This is a genomic window from Haloplanus rubicundus (genome assembly GCF_003342675.1).
Lineage (GTDB): Archaea > Halobacteriota > Halobacteria > Halobacteriales > Haloferacaceae > Haloplanus > Haloplanus rubicundus.
Genome location: NZ_CP031148.1, coordinates 1,972,915 through 1,997,187, shown reverse-complemented (window position 1 = coordinate 1,997,187; position 24,273 = coordinate 1,972,915). Strand labels below are relative to the sequence as shown.

Here is a 24,273-nt window from a genome sequence, read left to right as displayed (position 1 = left end):
CCTGTCACTTATACGCCCCTGGCGCTAGCCGACAGTAACGACGCACGATGAGCGAGACAGGCGAGGGGATCGACGTACTCCACGTCGACGACGACCCGGACTTTGCCGACCTTGCCGCGACGTTTCTGGAGCGGGAGGACGACGCGTTCGCCGTCGAGACGGCGACGAGCGCCGACGCGGGGCTCGACCATCTCGACGCGAACGACGTGGACTGTGTCGTGAGCGACTACGACATGCCCGGCCCTGACGGGCTAGCGTTTCTGGATGCCGTCCGCGAGCAGTCCCCGGACCTTCCCTTCATCCTCTTCACCGGGAAGGGGAACGAGGAGATAGCGAGCCGGGCCATCTCGGCGGGCGTGACGGACTACCTCCAGAAGGAACGGGGAACCGGTCAGTACGCCGTCCTCGCCAACCGGATTCGGAACGCGGTCGATCAGTACCGCTCACAGCGGGAGCTCGAAGCCAGTCAGAAACGACTCTCCCTGTTCGTCGAACAGTCGCCGCTCGGCGTCTTGGAGTACAACAGCGAGTTCGAAATCGTCGGGCTGAACGAGGCCGGAGAGGAGATCCTCGGCTACTCCGAGGAAGAGCTCCGCGGCGAGACGTGGGAGAAGATCGTCACCAGCGAGAGCTACGAGAACGTCGACGAAGTCACGTCGGCCCTGGCGGAAGCCGAGGGCGGCTTCCACAGCATCGACGAGAACGTCCGGAAGGACGGCGAGCGGATCGTCTGTGAGTGGCACAACCGCGTCGTGACCGACGACGACAGCGTGGAACGTAGTTCCACGAGCAATCGGCCACAGGCCGATGACGGCGACGTGGTCGCTATCTTCTCGCAGTTTCAGGACGTGACCGAGCGTCGGGAGCGCCAGCGACGCATCGAGGCGCTCCACGAGGCGACCCGTGACCTCATGGCGGTCGACTCGCGGGCGGCCGTCGCCGAGCGGGCCGTCGAGACGGCACGGAGCGTCCTCGGGCTCCCGATAAACAGCGTCTACCTCTACGACGAGAAAGCGGACGCACTCGTCCCGACGGCGACGACCGAGGAGGCCCTCGACCTGATCGGCGAGCCGCCGACCTACGAACCGGGCGAGAGCCTCTCGTGGGAGGCGTTCCAGTCGGGGGAGGTGCGCGTCTTCGAGGACGTCTCCGAGGAACCCGGCCGCTACAACCCGGATACGGCGTTCGGCGCGGAGATCATCCTCCCCCTCGGTGACCACGGCGTGATGTACGTCGCCGCGACCGAATCCGGGGCGTTCGACGAGGCCGACGTGACGTTGGCCCGGACGCTCGCCGCCAACGCCGAGGAGGCGCTCTCGCGGATCGAACGGGAACGCACGCTCCGGGAGAGCCAGCGCCGGTACCGGACGCTCGTCGAGAACTTCCCCGACGGCGCCGTCTTCCTCTTCGATCACGACCTCCAGTACGTCCTCGCCGGCGGGGCGGAGGTGTCGTCGGTCGACCTCTCCGGCACCGACTTCGAAGGGAAGACCCCCTACGACCTGTTTCCCGAAGACATCGCCGACGAAACCGCGTACCACTACCGCGAGGCGCTGGCGGGCCGACACAACACCTTCGAGCAGGAGTATCGTGGGGAGCGGTACCGCATCCGGACCCTCCCGGTTCGCGACGACGAGGGTACCATCGTCTCCGGCATCGCCGTCTCGCAGAACGTCACCGAGCGCGAGCGGCGGGAGCGCGAACTCGCGCGGCAGAACGAGCGCCTCGAGGAGTTCGCCAGCGTCGTCTCCCACGACCTTCGGAACCCGCTGAACGTCGCCGAGGGACACGTCGAACTCCTGCAGCAAGACTGCGACAGCGAGCGTCTCGAGGCCGTCTCGCGCGCCCACGACCGGATGAACAGTCTGATCGACGACCTGCTGACGCTGGCGCGGGAGGGCAGCGAAGTGGGAACGCTCGAAGCGGTCGACCTCGACACCTGCGTCGAACGCTGCTGGCGGAACGTCGATACCGACGACGCGACGGTCCGACTGCGGACGGAACGGACGATGTACGCCGACCGGAGCCGCCTCCAACAGCTACTGGAGAACCTGCTGCGCAACGCCGTGGAACACGGTTCCACGAGCAGTCAGCCGACGGCTGACGACGCCGTCGAGCACGGCTCCACGACCGACGGCGTAATCATCACCGTCGGCGACCTCTCGGACGGCTTCTACCTCGAAGACGACGGTCCCGGCATCCCCGAATCGGAGCGCGACAGCGTCTTCGACGCCGGCTACACCACCTCGGAGGACGGCACCGGCTTCGGGCTGTGCATCGTCGAACGGATCGCCGAGGCCCACGGCTGGGCGGTTCGGGTCGTCGACGGCACCGACGGTGGTGCCCGCTTCGAGTTCACCGGCGTCGAGTTCGAGCCCTGAGCACCGTCGAGGCGAGCGTATATGATGGTGGCCGTGGTACGGATCCTCATGGCCGACCCCGACACGTACCCGACCCAGCGACCGATGGGCGCCTTCCGAAACGACGAACTCGGCGTCGAGGAGCCACCGTCCTCGGCCGTCACCCGAATGCCGTGGATCGACATCCACCAGCACGGTCACACGATGTCGTGGGGTGACCGCGAGCGGTTCGACCTCTCCGGCTGCGAGGCGGCCGTCTTCGTCGCCGCGGCCGCCCACTACGCCCCCTACCGGCCCATGCGCCCCGAGGACGTGCGCTTCCTCTGGGACGACGCCATCCGCCGCTCGCACGCCATCGGTCGGAGCCACTTCTTCGACCCCTACCTCGCCATCGGCATCCACACCACGGGACCGAAAGTCGACTACGAGGACCTGTTCGACGTGCTCCCCGAATACGCCGCCCTCGACGAGGTGGTCGCCCTGGGCGAGACGGGCATCTCGATGACCCAGTACAGCGAACCCATGGCCGTCGAGGATCAGGAGGCCGTCGTCCGCGAACAGATGCGCGTCGCCGACGATCAGGGGCTCCCCATCCTGCTCCACACCCCCTCCGTCACGAAATCCGAGCCGGACAAGTGGCTCACGGGCAAGACCGAGGAGGGCCACGACCTGGCCGACCCGGTGCTCGACCCCGCGACGGCCAAACTCGACGCGACGAAGATGGACGTGGCGCTCGCGGACGAGGTGGGACTGGCCCACGAGCAGGTCGTGCTCGACCACGCCCACCCCTCGATGGCCGAGTTCGTCATGGAGCAAACCGACTGCTATCTCGCCTTCAGCATCGGGCAGTGGATCCGGACGACGACCGTCGAGGACGTGTCGGCGGTGATCGAGGAGTACGGGCCGGAGCGCGTCATCCTCGACACCGACGTGGCCGGGATGTATCAGACCCAGCCGTTCGCGATGAAGCGGGCTATCTTGGATCTGGTTCGGAGTGGGGTGGAGGAGGAAGATGTTCGGAAAGTGGTGTACGAGAATCCGAAGGGGGTGTTGGGGTTGGAGTGAGGGTCAGTCGTCGGCGACGGCGTCCTCGTCGCAGTGAACGAAGGGCGCGCGGAGTCCGCTCGCCGGCACTCCCGGCCCGTCAGTTGGTTCGCGCGGACCCGGATTTGAACCACGGTCGTTCCGCTCACTCCGTTCGCTTCACTCCCTGGTTCAAATCACGCTCGTTGCGCATTCGTCGCTCGCCGTTCGGCTCGCGACAGAATGCGCGGGACCGGATTTGAACCGGCGGACCCCTACGGGACAGCGTCCTAAGCGCTGCGCCTTTTCCTGGCTTGGCTACCCGCGCTCGTTTCGTTGTGCCCCCGAAACGGGCAAGTAACTAACGCTCCGACATTGATTTAAATACCTCGAAGCCGTCGAGCCGATCATGTACCGGGCGCGCGACCGCGTCGACAACGAGGAGTGGGTGGCTCGAATCACCCGTGCGGCGGACGGCCTCGAACTGGACGCAGCGGCGCGGTCGAACGCCGTCGACCTCTTCCTCTCGAACGTGCCCGACGAGGAGCGGTCGAAACCCGCAGTGGCGGCCGCGAGCCTCTACGCCGGGGCGCTCATCGCTGGCGAGGAACGCTCACAGGGCGCCGTCGCCGAGGCGATGGACGTGACGCGTCTGAGCGTCCAGAATCACTGGAAGGCGCTGCTGGAGTCGTCGGGGTTCCGTCCGCCGGAGTGGTAGTCGTCGCTACTCCGTCTCGGGCGTCCGCTCCGACGTGAGGTTGCCGTGGCGGTCGATTTCGCCGCGGACGATCCGGGTCGAGGAGATGCGGTCACCGTCGTCCGCCGGCACGTAGTCGACGAGTTCGATCCGGAGGGGGTCGAGGCCCCGCTGCTCGCGAATCTCGTTGATGCGTTCGGCGCCGGCGAGGGTGTCGGGCGAGACGACGATGGCTTCGAACCCCGGTTCGGTCGCGATGCCGGTCGGCTCCTCCAGCTTTCGCACCTCGAACTCACGGTTCGCCGCGTCCGCGAGCGGTCGGAGTTCGGCTTCGAGGGCCGTCCGACGCTCCTCGAAGGGGCGGACGCGCCGTGGCTCGGCTCGCGTCTCGGGGGCCAGGTCGTCGCTCGTGAGACCGACGGTCACGTCGCCGAGTTCGAACGCGCGCTCGAACAGCGCTCGGTGTCCGTCGTGAATCGGATCGAACGTCCCACCAAGCGCGACTGTCATGTCCGGGGCCACGAATTCGCGCGACTTAAACGGGTCGACTCGACGGGGCGGTCGCCGCCGTCACTCCTCGTCGTCTTCGACGGTGATGCGAACCGGTTCGGTCGCCGACTCGTCGGCGTCCGCGCCGGCGTCGGTCAACTGCCGGTCGAGGTTGAAAACGGCGTTCAGTTGCTCCTGGACCTGCCCCACGACTCCTCGAACGAGCGCGCTGGGGGCGATGGCCTCGTACTCGTAAGGATTGTTGCCGGCGCCGGCGCTCTCGCGTTTGTGTCGCTCGACGGTGTCCTCGTCGTGGAGCTGGGCCAGCGCCTCGCGGACCGTACTGGGGTAGAGACCGGTCCCCTCCGCCACCTCGTCGCTCGTCGAGTTCGGATGCTGTCGAAGATAGACGTAGATGCGGGCACGGGTCTCCGTATCGAGCACCCACGCGAGCAAGTCGACGACGCCCTCGTCGAACTCCGTGACCGCCCGGTCGGCCTCGGCCTCCAGCCGGTCACGCGCCGACACGTCCTCCTCGGTCGGATCGTCGATATCGAACTCCTCGGACGTGCTCTCGTCAGACATATGTTCTCTTTGGTAGGTCAGAACGCGGCGGATAAAAAGGCTTTCCCGGTCAGGGAGAGAGGAGTAGCGACTCGCGAAGGGCGGCGTGGCCGCCCTCGTCGTGGATCCGTCGCTGTGTCGCGGCGCCGCTCGGGTCGTCGTACAGGTCGCGAATGCCGTCGACGCCGAGGCGGTTACGCTCCCGGTCGACGACGGTGCCGAGCGAGACGGTGTCCTCGGCGTCTCGGGTGACGAACTCGGCGTCGTGGCCGTAGCGCATGGCACGCCACTTGTTCTCGTCCAGAAGTTCCCGACGGAGTTCGGCCGGCGACTCCCCGTCGTCGTAGCGCTCGGCCAGGTCGAGGACGAGGGCGTGGACGTACTCGACGATGGCGAGGACGCGGTCCGGATCGGCCTGTGCGTCCGGCGTCCGCACCTCGACGGTGCCGTGGCCCGTATGTGGGCGCACGTCGTACCAGAGTTCGCCCCGGTCGTTGATCGATCCCGTCTCGACCATGCGCCGCTCGAAGCGCCGGTAGGCGTCGAAGTCCTCGAACGCGGTTGGGATGCCCGTATTTGGCAAATTCTCGAAGATTTTCGCCCGAGCCGAGGCGAGGCCGGTGTCGAAGCCATTCCAGAACGGGGAGTTGGCCGAGAGCGCGAGAATGGGGGGGAGATGCCACCGCAGACGGTTGGCGATCCACGTCGCCTTGTCGGCGTCGTCGACGCCGACGTGGACGTGCAGGCCGGCGGTCGTGTTCCGGTGTTGTGGATACTGGATGCGGTCGAGTTGGGCGCGATAGCGGGGTTTGGTCGCGTGATCGAGTTCCCGCCACTTCGCCGAGGGATGCAGGCCGGCGGCCGCCACCCGGTAGCCGTGATCGGTCGCGTGGTCGACCAGCGCCCGACGAATCCGGGTCAGTTCCGCACGCGCGTTCTCCGGCCGCTCGATCAACGGCGTCTGCGTTTCGATAGTGAACTGAAACAGTTCGTGATCGAGGCGGTCGACCAGCGGTTCGGGCGGCTCGCTCCCGTAGATCAGGTCGTCGATACCGGCCGTCGGCCGCCCCGCCTCGTCGACGACGTAGAACTCCTCTTCGATACCGAGCGTACCCATCCGCGCGAACGCGTCCCGGGAGCCGAGGTCCATCGGGGCACCGTTCGACGCGACCAAGTAAATAAGTCTTGGACCACGTGTTGAAAATATAGGAAAAATTTCACATTTCGACGTGAAACGGTGGTGATCGGCCGACACGGACGAACCGTACTAATCGATACAATTATTATATAATTCCACGTATTCGTCTGTGGTCGGTGGCGTTGTCCTGCCTCTGACACACCGCCAACGGCCGGCTATTCGTCGCCCCGAACGTCGCCAACGAGCGGCCCGACTGGCAGCCCAGTCTCACCCGGAGATATCAGTATCAACGGACGATGACGTTCCGCCATCGCCCCGTCGCGTCGCGGAACGTCGGCACGCGTCGATGACGTTGATTCCTGCATCGCGGCGCCCTTCGACCCGAAATTCGACTATCCGGGCGAATAGTGTCCCGCCACGACAGACATATAAGTATCGAGATATAACAGTAGGTGACGATGCACGATCTGACCGGCTTCCAGCGAGATCTCCTGTACGTGATCGCCGGGCTCGACGAACCGCACGGACTGGCGATCAAGGAGGAACTCGAGGATTACTACGAGAGCGAAATCCACCACGGCCGCCTGTATCCGAATCTCGACACGCTGGTCGAGAAGGGTCTCATCGACAAGGGGCAGCGCGACCGTCGCACGAACTACTACACGCTGACACGTCGGGGACGGCGCGAACTCGAAGCGCGCCGGGAGTGGGAAGATCAGTACGTCTCGGATCTGATCGAAGAGGCGACGCCCGCCTGAGTCCGACAGGCCCAGTGCTCGAGGAATCGCGTCGAACTCGGAAAAACCGTGCCGCGTCCGCCGGGATAGGGGGAATCCCGGCCGGCAGAGTGCCTCTGACGCAGCACACTCCATAGGCGCTTCGTCAACATCAACGTCTTGGCCGTGTGCGCGCCCGCCGCTCAACCGCTCCCCGTCCCTTCGTCTTCTCTTCGGGGGTATCGTAACTGCCCGGGGATTCTCGCCGGCACGGCCCAGCAAGCATATCCGATAATCCCTATCCCTCGACGATCCGTGTCGCGATCCGTTCGGCGGCGCGGACGTGCTCGTCCGCGTCGGCATTCCCCGTCGTCTCCACCTCGGCGAGTAGTTCCGCGACCCGACCGACCCGGTCGACGACGACGGCGGGTGGGGCGTCGCCGTCGGCGACGTCCGCCGCGACGGCCGCCGCCTCACCGAGCCACACGCTCGCGTCCGGTCGGACCGGCAACTCCTCGGTCGCTTTCAGGTGTTCGTGGAGTGCCCGCAGGTCGTCGCTCATCCGACCGTCCACGTCTCCTCGTTCCACGCGGCGTCCCAGAAGCGGTACTCGTAGCGCGCGGACGTGACGAACCGGTCGCGGTATCGCTCCCGGTCCGACGCCGTCGCGTCCGCGGCCACTTCGTCCATCAGGTCCTTGCACCACCGCGTGAGTGCCGAGAACTCCTCGCCCGCGTAGGTCCGAATCCACTCCGCGTAGCGCTCGTCGTCGGGCATACCGTCGGTTTCCAGACGCGTCGCCGTCTCGTTGAACCCCCACATGCAGGGCAAGAGGGCGGCGACGAGATCACCGAAGGGCCCCGTCGCCGCCGTCCGCACGAGGAAGTCGGTGTAGGCCCGCGTCGTCGGTGACGGCTCCGTCGCCTCCAGTTCCGCCTCGGTGATCCCGAACTCCGCGGCGTAGGCCCGGTGGAGATCCATCTCCGTGTCGATGGTCTCGTGGAGCAGTTCCGCGAACGTCCCCATGTGATCGAGCGTCGGCGCCGACGCCGCACCGTGGGCGAACACCCGCGCGTAGTCGATCAGGTAGACGTAGTCCTGCCGGACCCAGTACTCGAACGGGGCCGTCTCGAGCGTCCCGTCGCCGAGTCGCGACACCATCGGATGCGACACGATGTCGTCCCACAGGTCGTCGGCGGTAGGACGAATGTCGTCGGTGAAGGTCATACCCTCACTCCGACGGCCCCCCTCAAGAGTCTTTTCCGGGTTGTACCAAGGAGTTATCACACGGGAGTGGGCACCGGTCCGCGCCGGCGGTCAGGATCCACTCAGTCGGTCGTTCGGGGGCGGGCGACGACGGCCAAGTGGTCGTCGTGGTAGCGATCCAGCCGCGCAGTCTCGAGTATCTCGTAGGTCGCGCGCAACTCGTCGAGTACGTCCTCGAAGACGGCGTCCGGTTCCCGCGTCACGTCCTCGCTCCGGGCTTTGATTGCCGCGAGGAGGCGGCCGTCGTCCCGGAGGAACTGCCGGTTGCGCGCGGCGACCCGGGCCTGTCCGCGCGTCGCCACGTCCTGAACGACGACGTCCAGGTCCGACTCGACGACGTGGGCGTACGTCGTCGGCTTCCTGGCGTCTTTCAGGAGCGGGAATAGGTTCGACCGCCCCGCGGCTACGTCCACGAGGTCACGGGTCGGTCGGGGCGCGAACTCGACGGCGTAGGTCGGGCCACAGAAGTCGGCGACGTGGCTCACCGTCGTCCCGCTGGCGGCGCCGAGATAGAGGACGGACTCGCCGCCCTCGAGGCCGGTGTCGAGACCGAGTTCGAGGGTCGCCCCCAGTTTCGACCGGCCGGCGTCCCACAGGCGCCACGGCCCGTCGGTCGGCTCGCCGTACACCGGATCGCCGCGCGTGGCGAGGCGGTCACGGCCGTCGAAGGATCGCCACTCGACGCCGTCGGGCAGGCTCACGAGTCGGCCCTCGCGCGGATGGTCGCCATCCGTTCGTCGAGTTCCTCGTGAATCCCCTCCCGGAGGTCACCGGCGTAGTGGTCGATCCGCGCCGCGATGACGAGTTTGCCCGCTAGCGCGCGGGCGGCCGACCCCCGATCCTCGGGCCGGGTGTTGCGCACGTAGTCGTGGGTGTAGATGACGCCGTGTTTCGGCGACGGCGCGCGCCCGGCGAGGTGAGCGAAGAGCGCGTCCTCGGCGCCGAGGACCTGCACCGTCCCGGACGGCTTCTTCGCCAACTCGCCGAGGCCGCCGGCGAGGGCGATCAGGCGCGCGGCGAGCACCGGTCCCGCCATCCGGCTGAGGTTGGGGGCGACGGCCGGCGCCGTCCGCTCGACGAACGCCCGGCAGTCGGCCGCCTCCGCTGCGAGGTCGGCGACCCGCGTCGCCAGCGAGACGACACGCTCCTCGGCGGCCGTCTCGGGATCGCGTGCGGCCACCTCACGCGCGCCGTCGACGCCCGTCCGCACGTCGTCGAACAGTGCCCCCGCCCACTCGGCGACGCGTTCGGCCAACTCGTTGGCCGTCCGGTCGGCGTCGTCCATGCTCCGGATGGCGTGGACGAGCTGCTGGTCGTCCGCCCGCTCGCGCTCCCGGACGGCTTCCCGGGCCGCGGTCACGGTGGCGTCGTGAAGCAGATCGTAGTAGTCGTCCTCGTCGTCGGCGAACCCGGCGTCGACGGCGAGGGCGGGCCAGTCGTCCGGGGTTTCCGCGCTGCCGTTCTCGATGACATCGCGGGCGGCGTCGAGATCGTCAGGTGGCACCGATTCGAACCAGCCTGACCCGACTTTCTCGTTGGTCATACTCGGAGAACTACAGTCGACATCGTATATGCGTCCCGGTGTGGCGGTTGGTGTTTCGGTCGGCGACGGAGCGAATAAATCGGGTTAGACCCACGCATCGAGTTCTTCCCGACCCGGGAAATCGGCCCGATTCGGATAGGTATCGACCATCGCGATGAGCGCGGACGCGACTCGGTAGGCGGGCATCGTGTCGTCGTGGAGGAGAATGATCCCGGCGTGAACCTCGTTCGAAAGCGCCCCGAAATCTTTCACGTCACTCGTGACGACGATGAGATCGTGTTCGCGGGCGTAGGGGAGGACGTCGTCTTGGTCGTCGGCGCCCTGTCCGACCGTGTCCTGGACGTGGACGGCGAACAACGCCTCTTTGTCGAGATACGTGGCTACTTTCGGGTCGACGTTCTCGTCGAGAAGAAACCGCCACTCCGACATGTCAGGCGGCGTCAGGGTCGACGCCATCGGGGCGATGAATCGAGTCCCGGAACGTCTCGAAAGCCTCGTCGCGCTCGGCTTCGATCCCGCTCATCTCGCGTGGGTTGTCGTGATAGTACGCGAGCGCGTGGTAGACGTCGGCCACATCTAGGTCGTATCGGTCGGCGACCGTTTCGGGGTCCACGCCGCGCTCTTCGACCAGCGCGTACACCTGGCGGACGCTGACTCGATGTCCGGCGATATGGGGTTCGTCCATGAGGTCGTGGACGACACGACGGCTCTCCCGTTCGGCCATGCTCGCTTCTATCGACTGCTATCGCAAAAGCGTTCCCGTGAACTGCTCTCAATGTCGAGGGGTTCGGAGAATACTCTGGACTGGCCGGTAGCGAAAGGCTACTTCTCCGGACATGGGGAGCTCCGAGTGCTCGAAATCGTTCGTTTCCCATTGAGAATACGATTCCTGATAGGAATCTATACCGGGCGAGTCGACAGCCGAAGCCCACGAGGACAGAGACCGCAATCAAGCGGTTCGCACTATGTCGTCCATGCTCCGGATGGCGTGGACGAGCTGCTGGTCGTCCGCCCGCTCGCGCTCCCGGACGGCTTCCCGGGCCGCGGTCACGGTGGCGTCGTGAAGCAGATCGTAGTAGTCGTCCTCGTCGTCGGCGAACCCGGCGTCGACGGCGAGGGCGGGCCAGTCGTCCGGGGTTTCCGCGCTGCCGTTCTCGATGACATCGCGGGCGGCGTCGAGGTCGTCGGGCGGGACGGATTCGAACCATCCCGGTCCCGCCGTGTCGTCGGGCATACTCGGAGAACTGCGTCCGAAATCGTATATGCGTCCCGGTGTGCCGTCCAACAGCCTACCCGAGGTCGATCACGGACGCGTCCACGTGATCCCGGACGAGCGCCGCCGCAGCATCGTAGGGGCTTCGTCGGCCGCCGTCCCGTTCGGGCCGCGTCCGACCGGCCGCGTCGTAGACGGCTTCGACGAACGCCTCGCGCATCGTCCGATTTTCGAAGAGGCCGTGGAGATACGTCCCGGCGACGTCGCCGACCGCGGCGCTCTCGGGACCGACCGGCCGGTCGACGGGAGCCAGCGCGTGGGTGTCGCCCATGTGAATCTCGTAGCCCGAGACGGTCCCGCTCGCGCCGGAAAGCGGTCCCGCCCCCGACACCGCCCGGGTCACCGCTTCCACGCGCTTGTCGGCCGAGAACGTCGTCGCCACGGGCAGCCGTCCGATCCCGTCGACGACCCGCCGGTCCCCGGTCCCCTCGACGTGGGCGTTTTCGATGCGTTCGCCGAGTAGCTGGTAGCCGCCACAGATCCCGACGACTGGGCCGTCGAACGCGGCGAGTGCCGCGTCGAAGCCGGTCTCGCGGAGCGCGAGCAGATCGTCGACCGTGTTCTTCGTCCCCGGGACGACGACGGCGTCGACGCCGTCGAGCGACGCCGAGGGTGGCAGGTACGCGACGCGGACGCCCGGCACCCGAGCCAGCGGTTCGAGGTCGGTGGCGTTGGAGACGCGGGGGAGGCGCGGGACGCCGACGGTGACGGCCCGCCCGTCGGGCACGCCGTCGTCGTCGCCGCGGACCCCCTCGTCGTCCGGGAGGGAGACGCTGTCCTCCGCCGGAAGGCCGGGGTCGTCGTACGGCAGGACGCCGACCACGGGGACGCCCGTCCGATCCTCGACCGTCTCGATGGCCGGATCGAGCAGCGACCGGTCGCCGCGGAACTTCGTGATGACGACGCCGACCACCCGCTCGACGACGTCGTCCGGGGCGAGTTCCAGCGTGCCGACGATGCTGGCGAACGCGCCGCCACGTTCGATGTCCGCGACGAGGAGGACGTCCGCGTCGGCGAACCGCGCCGTCTCGACGTTCGCTATGTCGCGGTGTCGGAGGTTCGGCTCCGCGACGCTCCCCGCGCCCTCCGCGACGACCACGTCGTGTGCCGCGGCGAGTCGGCGGTAGGCGTCCGCGGCGGCGTCGCGGGCGCGTTCCCAGTGGGTCTCGTAGTAGTCGCCCGCCTCGACGTCGTCGACCGCCTCCCCGTGGACGACGAGTTGGCTCTCGCCGTCCCCGCGGGGTTTGAGCAACACTGGATTCGTGTCCGTCGTCGGCGTCACGCGTGCCGCCCGCGCTTGCACGTACTGCGAGACGCCGATTTCGCCCCACTCGGCGTCGCCGTCGGCGGCGAGGACGGCCCGGGCGTTGTTGCTCATGTTCTGTCCCTTGAACGGAGCGACGTCGACGCCCCGGTCGGCGAGGTGGCGACAGAGACCGGCCGCGACCGTACTCTTGCCGACGTGGCTGGCGGTGCCGGCGACGAGAATCGTCCGGGTCACTCCGTCACCCGCTCGACGAAGGCGCCGCCTTCGGGGTGGCAGTGACAGTCCGTGCCGAGCGGTCGGTACTCGTGGCGGCCGTCGCGTCGCGCGGAAGCCCTATCTGAAACGTCACATCCACCGTTTCGACCTCCCCGCAGAAACAGTTTCGCACCCCTTACTGAACGCAGTCGGTCCCTCGTCGGCGATGGCGGCCCGGTCGCGTCTTCGAGTCACCGGCGGGTCTGCCGCTCGTGAAAGCCCACCCAGCGGGTGACGTCGCCGTCCTCGTCGCGGAGGGGCGTGCGGCTCACCCGGGTTCGGAACGCCTCGCCGTCGCGCCGCTGGGTGCGGAGCGTGGTCGTCACGGACTCGCCGGCGTCGACCGCCGCTCGGAGTTCGGCGACCGAGTCGTCGGCGGCGTCGGAAGCGCGGAGGAATCGGAGGTTGCGTCCGAGCAGCGTCTCGCGGTCGTACCCCGTCATCTCGACGAACCTGTCGTTGACGTAAGTCAGGGGAGTGTCCGGCTTCGAGGGGTCGCTCATCGTGATCCCGATGGGCGCCTCGTCCATGGCGCGGGTCCGCCGTTCGAGTTCGCGCGCCCGGCGCCGCTCCGCCGAGACGTCGCGGAGGATGCCGACGCTCCCCTCGAAACACTCGCCGTCGTACGGGAGGGCGGCCATGTGGTCGCGACACCGGATCGGCTCACCCTCCTTCGGCACGATGTCGACTTCGAAGCGGCTGATCGACGGCCCTTCGCTCGAGAGGATCGAGCCGAGTTCGTCCGACGCCCGCTCGACGGCGGCGTCGGTTTTGATCAGTTCGGGCTTGCTCCCGACGATGGTCGACACGTCGTAGCCCGTGAGTTCCGCGAAGGGTTCGTTGACGAACTCGAAATGTCCCGTCTCGTCCACGACGTAGATGGGGTAGCCGAGCGCCTCCATGACCGTCGAGTAGCGGTCGGCGACGGTCTGGGTCCGACTCTCCTCGATGGCCTGCCCGACGCGGTTCGCGAGTCGGCGCTGCTGTTCCGGACCACCCTTCTGGAAGTAGCCGGTGACGCCGGCGTTGAGCGCCTGACTGGCGATTTCCTCGCTCCCCTTGCCCGTATAGAGGATGAACGGGGCGTCGACGTCGCGGTCCCGAAGCGCGTCGAAGAAGGCGAGACCGTCCATCTCGGGCATGTCGTAGTCGCTGACGATGCAGTCGAACGCCCCCGCCGAGAGCCGTTCGAGCGCGGCGTCGACCGACGTCTCGGTGACGGTCGTGACCGGCCAGTCGAGTTCGCGGTCGAGAAACGCAGCCGTCAGATCCAGCACCGCGGGGTCGTCGTCGACGTGCAGGAGGCGCGGTTCGTCGATAGCGCTCATACCGGATCGCAACGCGACGGACGGTTCGTGAAGTACATCACGACTAATCGTGGGATGGAGGGTTACAAAATACGTCCCCCCGGATTACCAGTCCTGAGAAGCGGACGACGAAGGACTAAGTGGCCGTACGGAGCAGGTACCACCGAATGCGACTGAATCGGCGAGTGTCGCTGACCGTACTGTCGGGGATCGGCCTGTCGCTCACCGGCGTCCTCCTCTTCGACGTGGTCGAGGACTGGGCCGTGCAGGGCAACACGCTCGCGTCGACCGCCGTCGAGAACGCCCTCCCGTTCGTGCTCCTGCTGGGACTGTTCTACACCGTCTGGGAACTCCGGCACGGGGCGTACAGCGACTCGTTCGTCGAATCCGTGACGCTGTGGACCGTCGCCGGCGCCGTGACGACGGCGACGCTCGTGGGCTGGGTCGTGGGCATCCAGAGCCTCCAGAACGAGCTGAAGCCGTGGATCATCGTCCTGCAGACGACGGTCGTCGGCACGGGTGCCGGGGTGCTCGTCGGCCGGCGGACGGCGACCGTCGAGCGCGCACGGAAGCGGAGCGAGCGCGAACGGGCCCGCTTCGAATCGCTGTTCGAGAACGATCCGGCGGCGATAGCCGATCTGCGCCTCGACGACGACGGGTTCGTCGTCGAGATGGTCAATCCCGAGTACGAGGCGCAGTTCGGGGCGGTGAGCGACGACCACGGGACGGTCCTGCCCGCGCTCGACGAGGAGACGATTCGGGCGTTCGAGCACGCGGCCGAAGCGAGCGAGCGACACACAGTCGAGACGACCCACTACGCGCCCGAGGGGCGGAAACACTACGTCGTGCAACTGGTCCCGTACGGCGGCGACGCGGCGTTGAACGGCGTCCGCAGCTACCTGCTCTACCGGGACGTGACCGAGATCCGCGAAGCCGAGATGGAGCTCGAACGAACCGTCGAACAGCTCGAACGCTCGAACGAACAGCTCCAGCAGTTCGCCTACGTCGCCTCCCACGACCTGCAGGAGCCCCTTCGGATGGTGTCGAGCTACGTCGACCTGCTCGCCTCGGAGTACGGCGACGAACTCGACGACGAGGCCGACGAGTACATCGGCTTCGCCGTCGACGGCGCCCAGCGGATGCAGGCGATGATCGGCGACCTGCTCGAATACTCCCGGGTCCACACGCAGGGCGAGTCGTTCGAGGAAGTAGACGCCGACGCCGTCCTCGGCCGGGTGTTACAGGACCTCGAACTCCTGATCGCCGAGACGGACGCGACGGTTACCCACGACGACCTCCCCCGCGTCGTCGCCGACGAGAACCAACTCGGGCAGCTGTTCCAGAACCTCCTCTCCAACGCCATCGAACACGGCGGCGACGGCGACGACCCGCCGGTGGTACACGTGAGCGGCGAGGACGGCGAGGACGCGGTCGTCTTCTCGATTTCCGACGACGGGTCGGGGATCCCGCCGGACCAGCAGGAGCGCGTCTTCGAACTCTTCGAGCAGTCGAACCGCGACGACGAGGGTACCGGCATCGGCCTCGCCATCTGCCAGCGCATCGTCAACCGTCACGAGGGGGATATCTGGATCGAGTCGACGCCCGGAGAAGGCGCGACGTTCTACGCGTCCTTCCCGAAGCGGTAGCCGCAACAGTCAACAGGGTGTGGTCGCAACCACCGTCGTATGCCAGAGCGGGAACCCGTCGAAATCCTCCTCGCTGAAGACAACCCCGGCGACGTGAAGCTGACGCGCAAGGCCCTGGAGAAAGGCCGATTGGCAAACAACCTCCACGTCGTCAACGACGGGGTCGAAACCATGCAGTTCCTCCTCGGGGAGGGCGAGTACGAGGGCCGACCGCGGCCCGATCTGGTCCTTCTCGACCTCAACATGCCGCGGAAGGACGGCCGGGAGGTGCTGGAGGAGATCAAAGAGCACAGGCAACTCAAGCGGATTCCGGTGGTCGTCCTGACGAGTTCCGAAGCCGAGGAGGACGTGCTCCGCTCGTACGATCTGCACGCGAACGCCTATCTGACCAAGCCGGTGGATTTCGACGGGTTCATCGACGTGGTCGGGACGCTGGAGGAGTTCTGGCTGCAGGTCGTGAAGTTACCGCCGGAGTGACCATGGCCGCCGATCTGACGGACGAACTGCAACTCCTGCTCGTGGAGGACAACCCCGGCGACGCGCGGCTGATTCGGCACCACCTCCGATCCGACACCAGCGACGCCTTCATCGCGCCGTCGGTGACCCACGTCGAGACGCTCGATGCGGCCCTCGAACGGCTCGAAACGACGACCTTCGACCTCGTGTTGCTCGACCTCGGTCTCGCGGACAGCCGAGGCATCGAAACGCTGGAGCGACTGAACGACCGGATCGGCGAAGACGACGACGTGTCGCCGCTCCCCGTCGTCGTCCTGACCGGCCTGACCGACGACGAGACGGCGCTCGAAGCGATCCAGCAGGGGGCACAGGACTATCTCCTCAAGGACCACCTCGAAGCCAAACTCCTCGAACGCGCCGTCCGATACGCGCTGGAACGGCACCGCCAGGAGCGAATCCTGGAACGACAGAACGAGCGACTGGAGCGCTTCGCCAGCATCGTCTCCCACGACCTCCGCAACCCGTTGCAGGTGGCACAGGGACGGCTGACACACGTCGATCCCGGTGACACGGCGGAGCACCTCGACGAGGCGGTGGACGCCCTCGACCGGATGGAGGAACTCGTCGACGATCTCCTCGACCTGGCGCGGGACGGCCGTGACATCGACGCGACGGAGTCGGTCGACGTGGCCGACACCGCACGGTCGGCGTGGAGCAACGTCGAGGCGCCGGCGAGTACCCTCGGCGTCGACGTCGCGGGGACCGCCACGGCCGACGCCGGTCGGCTCACACAACTGTTCGAGAACCTGTTTCGAAACGCGGTCGAGCACGCGGACGACCGCTCGTCCGTGGGAGTCACCGTCGGCGCTCTCGACGACGGGTTCTACGTCGCCGACGACGGCCCCGGCATCCCCGAATCCGAGCGCGACGACGTGTTCGAGGCCGGCTACACGACGAACGAGGACGGGACGGGGTTCGGTCTCGACATCGTCCGTGAAATCGTCGATGCCCACGGATGGTCGATTTCGATCACCGAGAGCGAGACCGGCGGCGCCCGCTTCGAGATCACGGGGCTCTCCCCAGACGACTGCTGACGCGTCGCTCCGGACGGCGACCGGTCACTGCGCCGACAGGCCGTGGTAACATTTAACATACCAAAGGCCGTAGCCGGTATCGATGCCGGAACGTTCGTCGTTCGAGTGTGAGTGCTGTGAGCAGCGCGTGAGCCCGATTTCGTATCGGTCGGCGTGTCCGGCCTGCGGCGGGAGCCTCCGCCGACGACGGGTACAGTAGCGGGACGGTCGGATCGGGAGCGAAGTCGATCCTGGCGACACGTTTTCGTCCGCGGCGCCACTCTAGCCGAGCGATGACCGAACACGGAGCGGCGTCGGACGACGCCGATCCGAACGCGATTCGCTCCATCGCAGTGACCGTCGACGACGTGGTGACGGCCCTCGAAGCGACGCGTCGGAGCGACCGCCGAACCGTCCTCCGGATCACGCCGCCGTTCTCCGGGCGGATGCGCGCCCGCCTCCACCGTCCGACCGGCGACGACGCGACGGAGGCAATCCACCTCGACCCGTCGGCGCTCGTCGCCGACCTCCCCCCGTATCCGGACCCCGACGAGACGGCGGACCGACTGCGGGCGGCGGGGGAGTACACGACCAAGCGACACCACGACCGCCACGCCGCGGCCGTCCGGGAGTGGCGGGCGGCGACCCGCGAGGCAATCGTCGACACCGTGGCGCTCCCGACGGACGACGGCCCCCACCGGGTCGAAATCAAGCGCCTCGGCTGAGACGGTTCGTCGTAACGTGTACCGGTAGTTCGGCAAGGCTGGTCGGCGACCCACCGGTACCGAGTGATACCGATCCGTACGGGCAGGAATCCACCACAACGTATATATCTCGTCACGCCCCGTTCCGGGGATTCGTCGAACGACGCAAATGTGTGTGTAAGACCGTGAAAGACCAGATATCGGCCGAATTGCTCTCGAAACTTTTATAAATCTTACGCGCGTACTTCTGGTAAGGACGCCCCCGTCGCTCGTCTCGCTTTTCTCTCCCGGCGAGGGTGCCTCGACAGTCACAATGAGCGATACCACGACCTACCGAACGGACGCGACGGAACAGGAGCAGGAACGGACAGAGGGCGAACGGACTGGGACGACGCCGGCCTGCCCGGAGTGTACCGGCAACCTCGTGACCGACGAGGAACACGGTGAGACGGTGTGTGGCGACTGCGGCCTGGTCGTCGAGTCGGACGAAATCGACCACGGCCCCGAGTGGCGCGCCTTCGATTCGAGCGAGCGCGACTCCAAGTCACGCGTCGGTGCGCCGACGACGACGATGATGCACGACCGGGGACTGTCGACGAACATCGGCTGGCAGAACAAGGACGCCTACGGGCGGGCGCTCTCCTCGCGCCAACGCGAGAAGATGCAGCGCCTGCGCACCTGGAACGAGCGGTTCCGGACCCGGAATTCGAAAGAGCGCAATCTGAAGCAGGCGCTCGGCGAAATCGACCGGATGGCGTCCGCGCTCGGGCTTCCCGAGAACGTTCGCGAAACCGCGTCGGTGATCTACCGCCGCGCGCTCGCCGAGGACCTCCTGCCCGGCCGCTCCATCGAGGGCGTCGCCACCGCGGCGCTGTACGCGGCGGCACGACAGGCCGGCACGCCCCGGAGCCTCGACGAGATTGCCACCGTCTCCCGCGTCGACAAGATGGAACTGACGCGGACGTACCGCTACGTCGTCCGCGAACTCAAGCTAGAGATTCAGCCCGCGGACCCCGAGCAGTACGTCCCCCGGTTCGCCTCCGAACTCGGGCTCTCCGAGGAGGCGACCCGACAGGCTCGCGAACTCCTCCAGTCCTCCCGCGACGCCGGCGTCCACAGCGGCAAGAGCCCGGTCGGCCTCGCGGCCGCCGCCGTCTACGCCGCCGCGCTGCTCACCAACGAGACGGTGACCCAGAGCGAAGTGAGCGCGGTGGCCAACATCAGCGAGGTCACCATCCGCAACCGGTACAAGGAGCTGCTGGAAGCGAAAGGCGCGGCGGACGCTCAGTAGAACCCTCTGTCGACCTCGTCGCGTTCGATCAGGTCGTCGAGTTCCGCAGAGAGCAACTCCTCGGCCTCGTCGAACGTCTCCGCGAGCGCGTCGAGGTCGTCCGGTCGGTCGGAAAGTTCGAACGCCATCGGTCCGTAGGCGGGGCTGTCGACGGCGTCCATCACGTCCCGAAACAGGTCGTCGGGCGTGGTCGGCGCCTCGGCGTGGACCTTCACCGTCTCCTCCAGCCGTCGGGCCATCGAGTCGGCCTCCTCCTCGTCTTCCGGCGGCGACTGGACGGCGAAGCGCCGGCGCAACTCCTCGGTCGGGAGGTGGGGATCGATCCCGTCGTCGATCTTTCGGGCGACCTTCGCGCCGACGCCGCGCACGTCGTAGGGATTTTTCGCGTACGTCTTGAGGTGGTAGACGCCGACGCCGGGGTGACCGAGATAGAGGTCCTCGCCGACGCCGCCCTGCCGCTGGCCGGCGATGGCTCGCCAGCCGTCCGGGTCGGCGTTCGCGTCGGTCACGTCGTCGAGGATATCCTGCCAGTCCCTGACCCGCATGGGCGGGCGTTGGGCGTCGATTCAGGTGAGTTTGTCGGTCGCACGGATGACGCACATTGATACTCCACGGGCCGCAAGCCCCGACAATGCCCGAAATCGAGATCACGCCCGAACAGGAGGAGCGTCTGCGCGCCCTCCAGGAGGACATCGCGCGCGACGTGGTCGGGAAGTACGGCCACGTCCGCCCCCGCGACGCCGTGGAGTATCTCCTCGACCGGTACGAAGACGACGACGACGCCGATCCCGGAGCCGCGCACGCCGGGGGAGACGCGGACGCCGACCCCGAGGGCGACACGGACGCGGCGGACGACGACACGGAGGCCGACGGCGACACCGGCGGGACGGACGCCGCGGCGGCACGCGTCGTCGCGAATGAGGACGGCGACGCGACGGACGGTGCCGGCGGCGACGCCATGCTGAACGAGATGATGAGCCTGCTCGACACCCACAGCGACAAGTGGGGCGAGTCGTCGGGCGACGAGCGATACCAGGTCGACCTGCCCGACGGCTCCACCGAACAGGTGCGGACGAAAGACGACGTGAAGGCGCTCCTGTTCAAACACTACCGATGACGGGGCTGTTCGCGCGGTTCCGGGCGTGGCTCGGCGGCCTCTTCGACGGCGGGACGACGGCGGACGACGAGACGGAGGCGGCGGCGTCGGCCGACGAGGCGTCGCCCCGGGTCGTCCACCGCGACGACCGCCCGCTGGAGACGCCGAGCACGATGGAGCGGCCGGATCCGCCGTCGGCCGAGAGCGAGTCGCCCGGCTCGGCGGCGAGTGCGCCGGCCCCCGACGAGCCGACGGTGTCGATTCCGGACGCCGAGGCGACGGCGGGGGCGTCGGAGCCCGGCAGTGTGGCGCCGCCGACGGACGGGACCACGGCGGGAGACGAGGGTGTGGAGCGGGCCGAAGCCGCGACCGAGGCTGGCGCGCACCCGGACGCCGAGTCGGTGGACGCCCGCGACGCCGACGGCGCCGTCGCGTGTTCGGTGTGTGGCACGACCGTCGAGGACCCGTCCGAACCCTGTCCACTCTGTCGGTCGACGGACGTGGTGCCGGTGGCCGACGCCGACGCCGAGGATGCGGAACCGTTCACGCGCGGCGGTCGGACTGCGGTGTCGACGGCGGACGACGAGGCGGTCGACCGCCTGCGCGACGTGCGAAAGGGCGAGTAGCACAGGGTTTTTCGCCGCCGACCCCCATCCTCGGGCGTGAACTTTCGCGGGACGATTCTGGACGTTGGCGAGGTGCGGTCCGTCTCGACGCAGTACGGCGAGCGGGACCTGGTCGAGGTGACCGCTCGCCCGGACGACGATGCGGGGGTCGACGCCGCCGAGACGACGGTCACCCTCTGGGGCAAGTGGACCCACACCGCCGACCACGCCGCCCCGGGGATGGACCTCCTCGTCACCGACGCGGAGCGGACGGAGTTCCGGGGGGAGTCGGGCTACGCCACGGGCGGCGACTCCTACGTCGTCCTCGAACCGGACTTCCTCGTCGACGTGACCGACGTGCGCTCGTGGGTGCAGTGCCCGCGGATGTACTACCTGAACAAGCTCTCCGGCGTCCCCCTCGCGTACCCGGTGGTCAAGGGGACTATCGTCCACGAGGTGTTCGGCGACCTGTTGCGGGGTCGGGACCTGGACGAGTCGGTCGCGGACCACGTCGAGGCGGCCGGCCTCGAACTCGGCCTGCTGGGCCGCGAGGCGGGGGAAGTGCGCGACGAGGTGCGGCGCAACGCCGCCGCCATCGAGGGGTGGCTGGCACAGGGGACGCTCACCGAGGAGGACGAGTGGCGCTCCGAATACACGCTCATCAGCCCCACGTTCGGGGTGAAAGGGCGGGCCGACGCCCTGCGGCGCGACAGTCCGGTCGAACTCAAGACGGGGAAGAACACGAAGCGCGAACCCCGATTTCACGACAAGATTCAGGCGGCGACGTACGCGCTCTTGCTGGGCGAGTCGGGCGACCCGCCGAACACGGGCACCCTCCTCTACACCAAGAACGCGGCGCTCGACCGGAGCGAGGCGAGCGGCGACCTCTCGCCGGCCAAGGAGTTCTCGGTCGGGCGCGGGTTGCTCGAGTTCGTCGTCCGCACCCGCAACGAAATCGCGGCCATGGAGGCCGAGCGCGACGTACCGACGGGCTACGAGGCCGACGCCAAGTGCGAGTGGTGTTTCGAACAGGACACCTGCATGGTCGTCTCCGGCCGACTCGATCAGGAGTCCAAGGCCGGACAGATCGGCACCGCGATCCCCGAGGAAGAGCGCGACTACTTCGCCGACTTCTACCGCGCCATCGAGGACGAACGCAGCGCCGTCCACGACGAGTACCGGAAGCTGTGGGAACAGGATGCGAGGGAACGGGCCGACGCCGACCGGGCGCTGATCGACCTCGACCCCCTCGACAGGCGGCAGTTGCCCGACGGCGACTGGGAACTTCGCGCCCGAGTCCCCGACGGTGCGGTGTCGAAGCTCCGCGAGGGTGACGTGGCACTCGCGAGTTCGGGTAACCCCGTCCACGGCGACGCCGAACTCGGCCGGATTCGGTCGCTCGGCGACGAGGCGGTCGTCACGGTCGACGAACCCCTGGACCTCCGGCGACTCGACGTGTATCCCTCCGAAATATCCGTCTCCAGACAGTTGACGGCGCTCCACGACGTCCTGCTGAAGGGCGACCCCGACCGCAAGGACGTGCTGTTCGGGCGGCGCGATCCGACGTTCACCGGCGTCTCGGAGACGTTCATCGACAACAACGACGCCCAGAACACGGCCGTCCAGCGCGCCGTCGGCGCCGACGACTTCGCGCTCGTCCACGGCCCGCCGGGGACGGGCAAGACCTACACCATCGCCCGTCTGGTCCGGGCGCTCGTCGACCGCGGCGACCGCGTCCTCCTCTCGGCGTTCACGAACCGCGCCGTCGACAACGCGCTCGACGCCCTCCGCGAACAGGGGTTCGAGGACGTGGCCCGCGTCGGGACGAAGACGGGCGTCCGCGAGGACATGCTCGACGTGCGCCTCGAACGCCGCGGGGAGCCGAACGACCGGGCGGCCGCGCTCCGGAATGCCCCCGTCGTCGCCGCCACCACCGCCACCTGTGGCTCCCGCGTCCTCCGCGAGGCGGACTTCGACGTGGCCGTCGTCGACGAGGCCTCGCAACTCACCGAGCCCGGAACGCTCGCGGCCGTCAACCTCGCGGATCGGTTCGTTCTCGTCGGCGACCACCAGCAGCTCCCGCCAGTCGTCCAGTCGGGCGACGAACGGCTCGCCACGTCGCTGTTCGAGCGCCTCCACGACGACCACCCCGACGCCGCGGTCATGCTCGACCGCCAGTACCGCATGAGCCAGCGCATCCAGGCCTTCGCCTCCCGAGAGTTCTACGACGGCGCACTCCGCCCCGCGACGCCGGCGGTGGCGGGCGGGTCGCTCGGGGACCTCCCCGGCGTCGACGCGGCGTCGCTGCCGGCACACCTCCGTCAGGGCGTCCGCTTTATCGACCCCGACGGCCGGCAGGCGGGCAACGCCAACCCCGTCGAGGCCGACCGGGTGGCGGCGGTCGTCGAGGAGTACATCGACGCCGGCGTCGACCCCGACGACGTGGTGGTGATCGCCCCCTTCCGCGCGCAGGTGGCCGAAATCAGTCGGCGAGTGGACGTGGCCGTCGACACCGTCGACCGCTTCCAGGGGTCGAGCGCCGAGGTTGTCGTCGTCTCCTTCGTCGCCACGGGGGACCTCGACGGTCCCATCTTCGAGGACACCCGTCGGGTGAACGTGGCGCTCACGCGGGCGAAGAAGGCCCTCGTCCTCGTCGGCGACGCGGCGGCGCTGGACTCCGAGCCGTTCTACGCCCGGATGCTCGACTGGGCGCGGCGCTAGAGGTCCTTGCCGCCGTTCACGTCGATGACCTCGCCGGTGATGAAGGAGGACCGGTCGCTGGCGAGGAAGGTGACGACGTCGGCGATCTCCTCGACGGTTCCCAGTCGACCGAGCGGCGTGTCCGCGCGGATGGTCTCTTTGATGTCGTCGGGGAGTTCCTCGACCATGCTGGTCAGGACGAATCCCGGGGCGACGCAGTTGGCGGTCGACCCCGTGGACGCGAGTTCGAGCGCCAGCGTCCGGGTGAACCCGAAGATGCCCGCCTTGGCCGTCGCGTAGTTCGCTTGCCCGAAGTTCCCCTCCTTGCCGATGATGCTGGAGATGTTGACGAGGCGACCCTCCTCGGCGTCGGCCAGGTCGTCGTAGAACGCCTGCGTGCAGTGGAAGGTGCCGTCGAGGTGGACGTCGAGGACGGTGTCCCACTCCTCGTGGGACATCTCCGTGAACCGGACGTCCTGTGTGATGCCGGCGTTGTTCACGAGGACGTCCACCGGGCCGAACGACTCGTGAGCCTCGTCGCGCATCGCCTCGACCTCCGCGAGGTTCGTCACGTCGGCCTGGACCGCGATGGCCGACCCGCCGGCCGCCTCGACGCGGTCGACGGTTTCGGCCGCCGCGGCCTCGGAACTCCGGTAGTTGACGACGACGTCGCAGCCGTCCGCGCCGAGTCGCTCGGCGATGCCGCGACCGATCCCCTTCGATGCCCCCGTGACCACGCACGTCTTCGGTCGCATGGAATAGACGTGTGTTACCGAATTGCAAAAGATTTCGGCGGGAGTGATT

Annotated in this window: 25 protein-coding genes, 1 tRNA gene and 1 pseudogene; 12 read left to right on the top strand and 15 right to left on the bottom strand. The window is 67.8% G+C overall.

The window, feature by feature from the left end:
- Positions 1-47 precede the first annotated feature (47 nt).
- Both DU484_RS11145 and DU484_RS11140 read left to right on the top strand, forming a co-directional pair.
- A complete protein-coding gene (locus DU484_RS11145; RefSeq protein ID WP_114586119.1) occupies positions 48-2,381 on the top strand; it encodes a hybrid sensor histidine kinase/response regulator in 2,334 nt (777 codons plus the stop codon).
- 48 nt (positions 2,382-2,429) lie between these two features.
- Positions 2,430-3,425 (top strand): TatD family hydrolase, encoded by a 996-nt coding sequence (locus tag DU484_RS11140; RefSeq protein ID WP_157969556.1) that lies wholly within the window; start codon positions 2,430-2,432, stop codon positions 3,423-3,425.
- Between the two features lie 202 nt (positions 3,426-3,627).
- Here the strand turns inward: DU484_RS11140 and DU484_RS11135 are convergent.
- Positions 3,628-3,711, bottom strand: a tRNA-Leu gene (locus DU484_RS11135).
- A gap of 81 nt (positions 3,712-3,792) precedes the next feature.
- Here DU484_RS11135 and DU484_RS11130 point away from each other — a divergent pair.
- The gene (locus DU484_RS11130; protein ID WP_114605924.1) at positions 3,793-4,101 is read left to right on the top strand and encodes a transcription initiation factor IIB family protein; all 309 of its coding nucleotides are present in this window, start codon (positions 3,793-3,795) and stop codon (positions 4,099-4,101) included.
- 6 nt (positions 4,102-4,107) lie between these two features.
- Here DU484_RS11130 and DU484_RS11125 read toward each other — a convergent pair whose 3' ends face one another.
- From DU484_RS11125 to DU484_RS11115, 3 genes are read right to left on the bottom strand one after another with little or no spacing between them, the layout of a single operon-like run.
- On the bottom strand, positions 4,108-4,590 hold the full coding sequence (locus tag DU484_RS11125; protein ID WP_114605923.1) for a phosphopantetheine adenylyltransferase: 483 nt from the start codon (positions 4,588-4,590) through the stop codon (positions 4,108-4,110).
- 60 nt (positions 4,591-4,650) lie between these two features.
- Positions 4,651-5,154, bottom strand: a complete 504-nt coding sequence (locus tag DU484_RS11120; protein WP_114586113.1) for a helix-turn-helix domain-containing protein — start codon at positions 5,152-5,154, stop codon at positions 4,651-4,653.
- A gap of 49 nt (positions 5,155-5,203) precedes the next feature.
- Entirely contained in the window at positions 5,204-6,283 is a 1,080-nt protein-coding gene (locus DU484_RS11115) for a glutamate--cysteine ligase (RefSeq protein ID WP_114586112.1), read from the bottom strand.
- A 446-nt stretch (positions 6,284-6,729) separates the two neighbouring features.
- Here DU484_RS11115 and DU484_RS11110 point away from each other — a divergent pair, with 446 nt between their 5' ends.
- A complete protein-coding gene (locus DU484_RS11110) occupies positions 6,730-7,029 on the top strand; it encodes a PadR family transcriptional regulator (RefSeq protein ID WP_114586111.1) in 300 nt (99 codons plus the stop codon).
- 256 nt (positions 7,030-7,285) lie between these two features.
- On the opposite strand, the gene DU484_RS11105 is transcribed toward DU484_RS11110, so the two are convergent.
- From DU484_RS11105 to DU484_RS11065, 9 genes and pseudogenes are all read right to left on the bottom strand, one after another.
- A complete protein-coding gene (locus DU484_RS11105) occupies positions 7,286-7,549 on the bottom strand; it encodes a hypothetical protein (RefSeq protein ID WP_114587245.1) in 264 nt (87 codons plus the stop codon).
- Positions 7,546-8,214, bottom strand: a complete 669-nt coding sequence (tenA, locus tag DU484_RS11100) for a thiaminase II (protein ID WP_114586110.1) — start codon at positions 8,212-8,214, stop codon at positions 7,546-7,548. Before tenA ends, DU484_RS11105 begins: the two co-directional genes overlap by 4 nt.
- 101 nt (positions 8,215-8,315) lie before the next feature.
- Positions 8,316-8,954, bottom strand: a complete 639-nt coding sequence (locus DU484_RS11095; protein WP_114605922.1) for a fibrillarin-like rRNA/tRNA 2'-O-methyltransferase — start codon at positions 8,952-8,954, stop codon at positions 8,316-8,318.
- The gene (locus DU484_RS11090; protein ID WP_114605921.1) at positions 8,951-9,796 is read right to left on the bottom strand and encodes an NOP5/NOP56 family protein; all 846 of its coding nucleotides are present in this window, start codon (positions 9,794-9,796) and stop codon (positions 8,951-8,953) included. Before DU484_RS11090 ends, DU484_RS11095 begins: the two co-directional genes overlap by 4 nt.
- Before the next feature lie 84 nt (positions 9,797-9,880).
- On the bottom strand, positions 9,881-10,252 hold the full coding sequence (locus tag DU484_RS11085) for a DUF5615 family PIN-like protein (protein WP_157969555.1): 372 nt from the start codon (positions 10,250-10,252) through the stop codon (positions 9,881-9,883).
- Complete coding sequence (locus tag DU484_RS11080; protein ID WP_114586106.1) at positions 10,227-10,520, bottom strand: DUF433 domain-containing protein; 294 nt, start codon at positions 10,518-10,520, stop codon at positions 10,227-10,229. Before DU484_RS11080 ends, DU484_RS11085 begins: the two co-directional genes overlap by 26 nt.
- 225 nt (positions 10,521-10,745) lie before the next feature.
- Positions 10,746-11,030, bottom strand: a complete 285-nt coding sequence (locus tag DU484_RS11075; RefSeq protein ID WP_222844835.1) for a hypothetical protein — start codon at positions 11,028-11,030, stop codon at positions 10,746-10,748.
- A 55-nt stretch (positions 11,031-11,085) separates the two neighbouring features.
- A complete protein-coding gene (locus tag DU484_RS11070) occupies positions 11,086-12,570 on the bottom strand; it encodes a cobyric acid synthase (RefSeq protein WP_114605919.1) in 1,485 nt (494 codons plus the stop codon).
- 230 nt (positions 12,571-12,800) lie between these two features.
- Positions 12,801-13,919: pseudogene (locus DU484_RS11065) on the bottom strand (PAS domain S-box protein); the annotation flags it as partial.
- Positions 13,920-14,065: 146 nt separating this feature from the next.
- Here DU484_RS11065 and DU484_RS11060 point away from each other — a divergent pair.
- From DU484_RS11060 to DU484_RS11040, 5 genes are all read left to right on the top strand, one after another.
- Complete coding sequence (locus DU484_RS11060) at positions 14,066-15,544, top strand: sensor histidine kinase (protein ID WP_114605917.1); 1,479 nt, start codon at positions 14,066-14,068, stop codon at positions 15,542-15,544.
- Positions 15,545-15,583: 39 nt separating this feature from the next.
- Entirely contained in the window at positions 15,584-16,021 is a 438-nt protein-coding gene (locus tag DU484_RS11055) for a response regulator (RefSeq protein WP_114586102.1), read from the top strand.
- Between the two features lie 2 nt (positions 16,022-16,023).
- Positions 16,024-17,094 (top strand): ATP-binding response regulator, encoded by a 1,071-nt coding sequence (locus DU484_RS11050; RefSeq protein ID WP_114586101.1) that lies wholly within the window; start codon positions 16,024-16,026, stop codon positions 17,092-17,094.
- A gap of 272 nt (positions 17,095-17,366) precedes the next feature.
- Entirely contained in the window at positions 17,367-17,798 is a 432-nt protein-coding gene (locus tag DU484_RS11045; RefSeq protein WP_114605916.1) for a hypothetical protein, read from the top strand.
- Between the two features lie 292 nt (positions 17,799-18,090).
- Positions 18,091-19,068: a transcription initiation factor IIB gene (locus DU484_RS11040; RefSeq protein ID WP_114605915.1), complete on the top strand. Its 978-nt coding sequence runs from the start codon at positions 18,091-18,093 to the stop codon at positions 19,066-19,068.
- On the opposite strand, the gene DU484_RS11035 is transcribed toward DU484_RS11040, so the two are convergent.
- Positions 19,062-19,613, bottom strand: a complete 552-nt coding sequence (locus DU484_RS11035; RefSeq protein WP_114586098.1) for a hypothetical protein — start codon at positions 19,611-19,613, stop codon at positions 19,062-19,064. The genes DU484_RS11040 and DU484_RS11035 overlap by 7 nt on opposite strands.
- An 86-nt stretch (positions 19,614-19,699) precedes the next feature.
- Here DU484_RS11035 and DU484_RS19550 point away from each other — a divergent pair, with 86 nt between their 5' ends.
- Genes DU484_RS19550 through DU484_RS11020 form a run of 3 tightly spaced genes read left to right on the top strand, consistent with a single transcriptional unit; the run spans position 19,700 to position 23,490 of the window.
- The gene (locus DU484_RS19550) at positions 19,700-20,185 is read left to right on the top strand and encodes a hypothetical protein (protein ID WP_157969327.1); all 486 of its coding nucleotides are present in this window, start codon (positions 19,700-19,702) and stop codon (positions 20,183-20,185) included.
- On the top strand, positions 20,182-20,790 hold the full coding sequence (locus DU484_RS11025) for a hypothetical protein (protein ID WP_114605914.1): 609 nt from the start codon (positions 20,182-20,184) through the stop codon (positions 20,788-20,790). The genes DU484_RS19550 and DU484_RS11025 overlap by 4 nt, the downstream gene beginning before the upstream one ends.
- Positions 20,791-20,826: 36 nt before the next feature.
- The gene (locus DU484_RS11020) at positions 20,827-23,490 is read left to right on the top strand and encodes an ATP-dependent helicase (protein ID WP_114605913.1); all 2,664 of its coding nucleotides are present in this window, start codon (positions 20,827-20,829) and stop codon (positions 23,488-23,490) included.
- Here DU484_RS11020 and DU484_RS11015 read toward each other — a convergent pair.
- Complete coding sequence (locus DU484_RS11015) at positions 23,487-24,224, bottom strand: beta-ketoacyl-ACP reductase (protein WP_114586095.1); 738 nt, start codon at positions 24,222-24,224, stop codon at positions 23,487-23,489. The genes DU484_RS11020 and DU484_RS11015 overlap by 4 nt on opposite strands.
- Between the last annotated feature and the right edge of the window lie 49 nt (positions 24,225-24,273).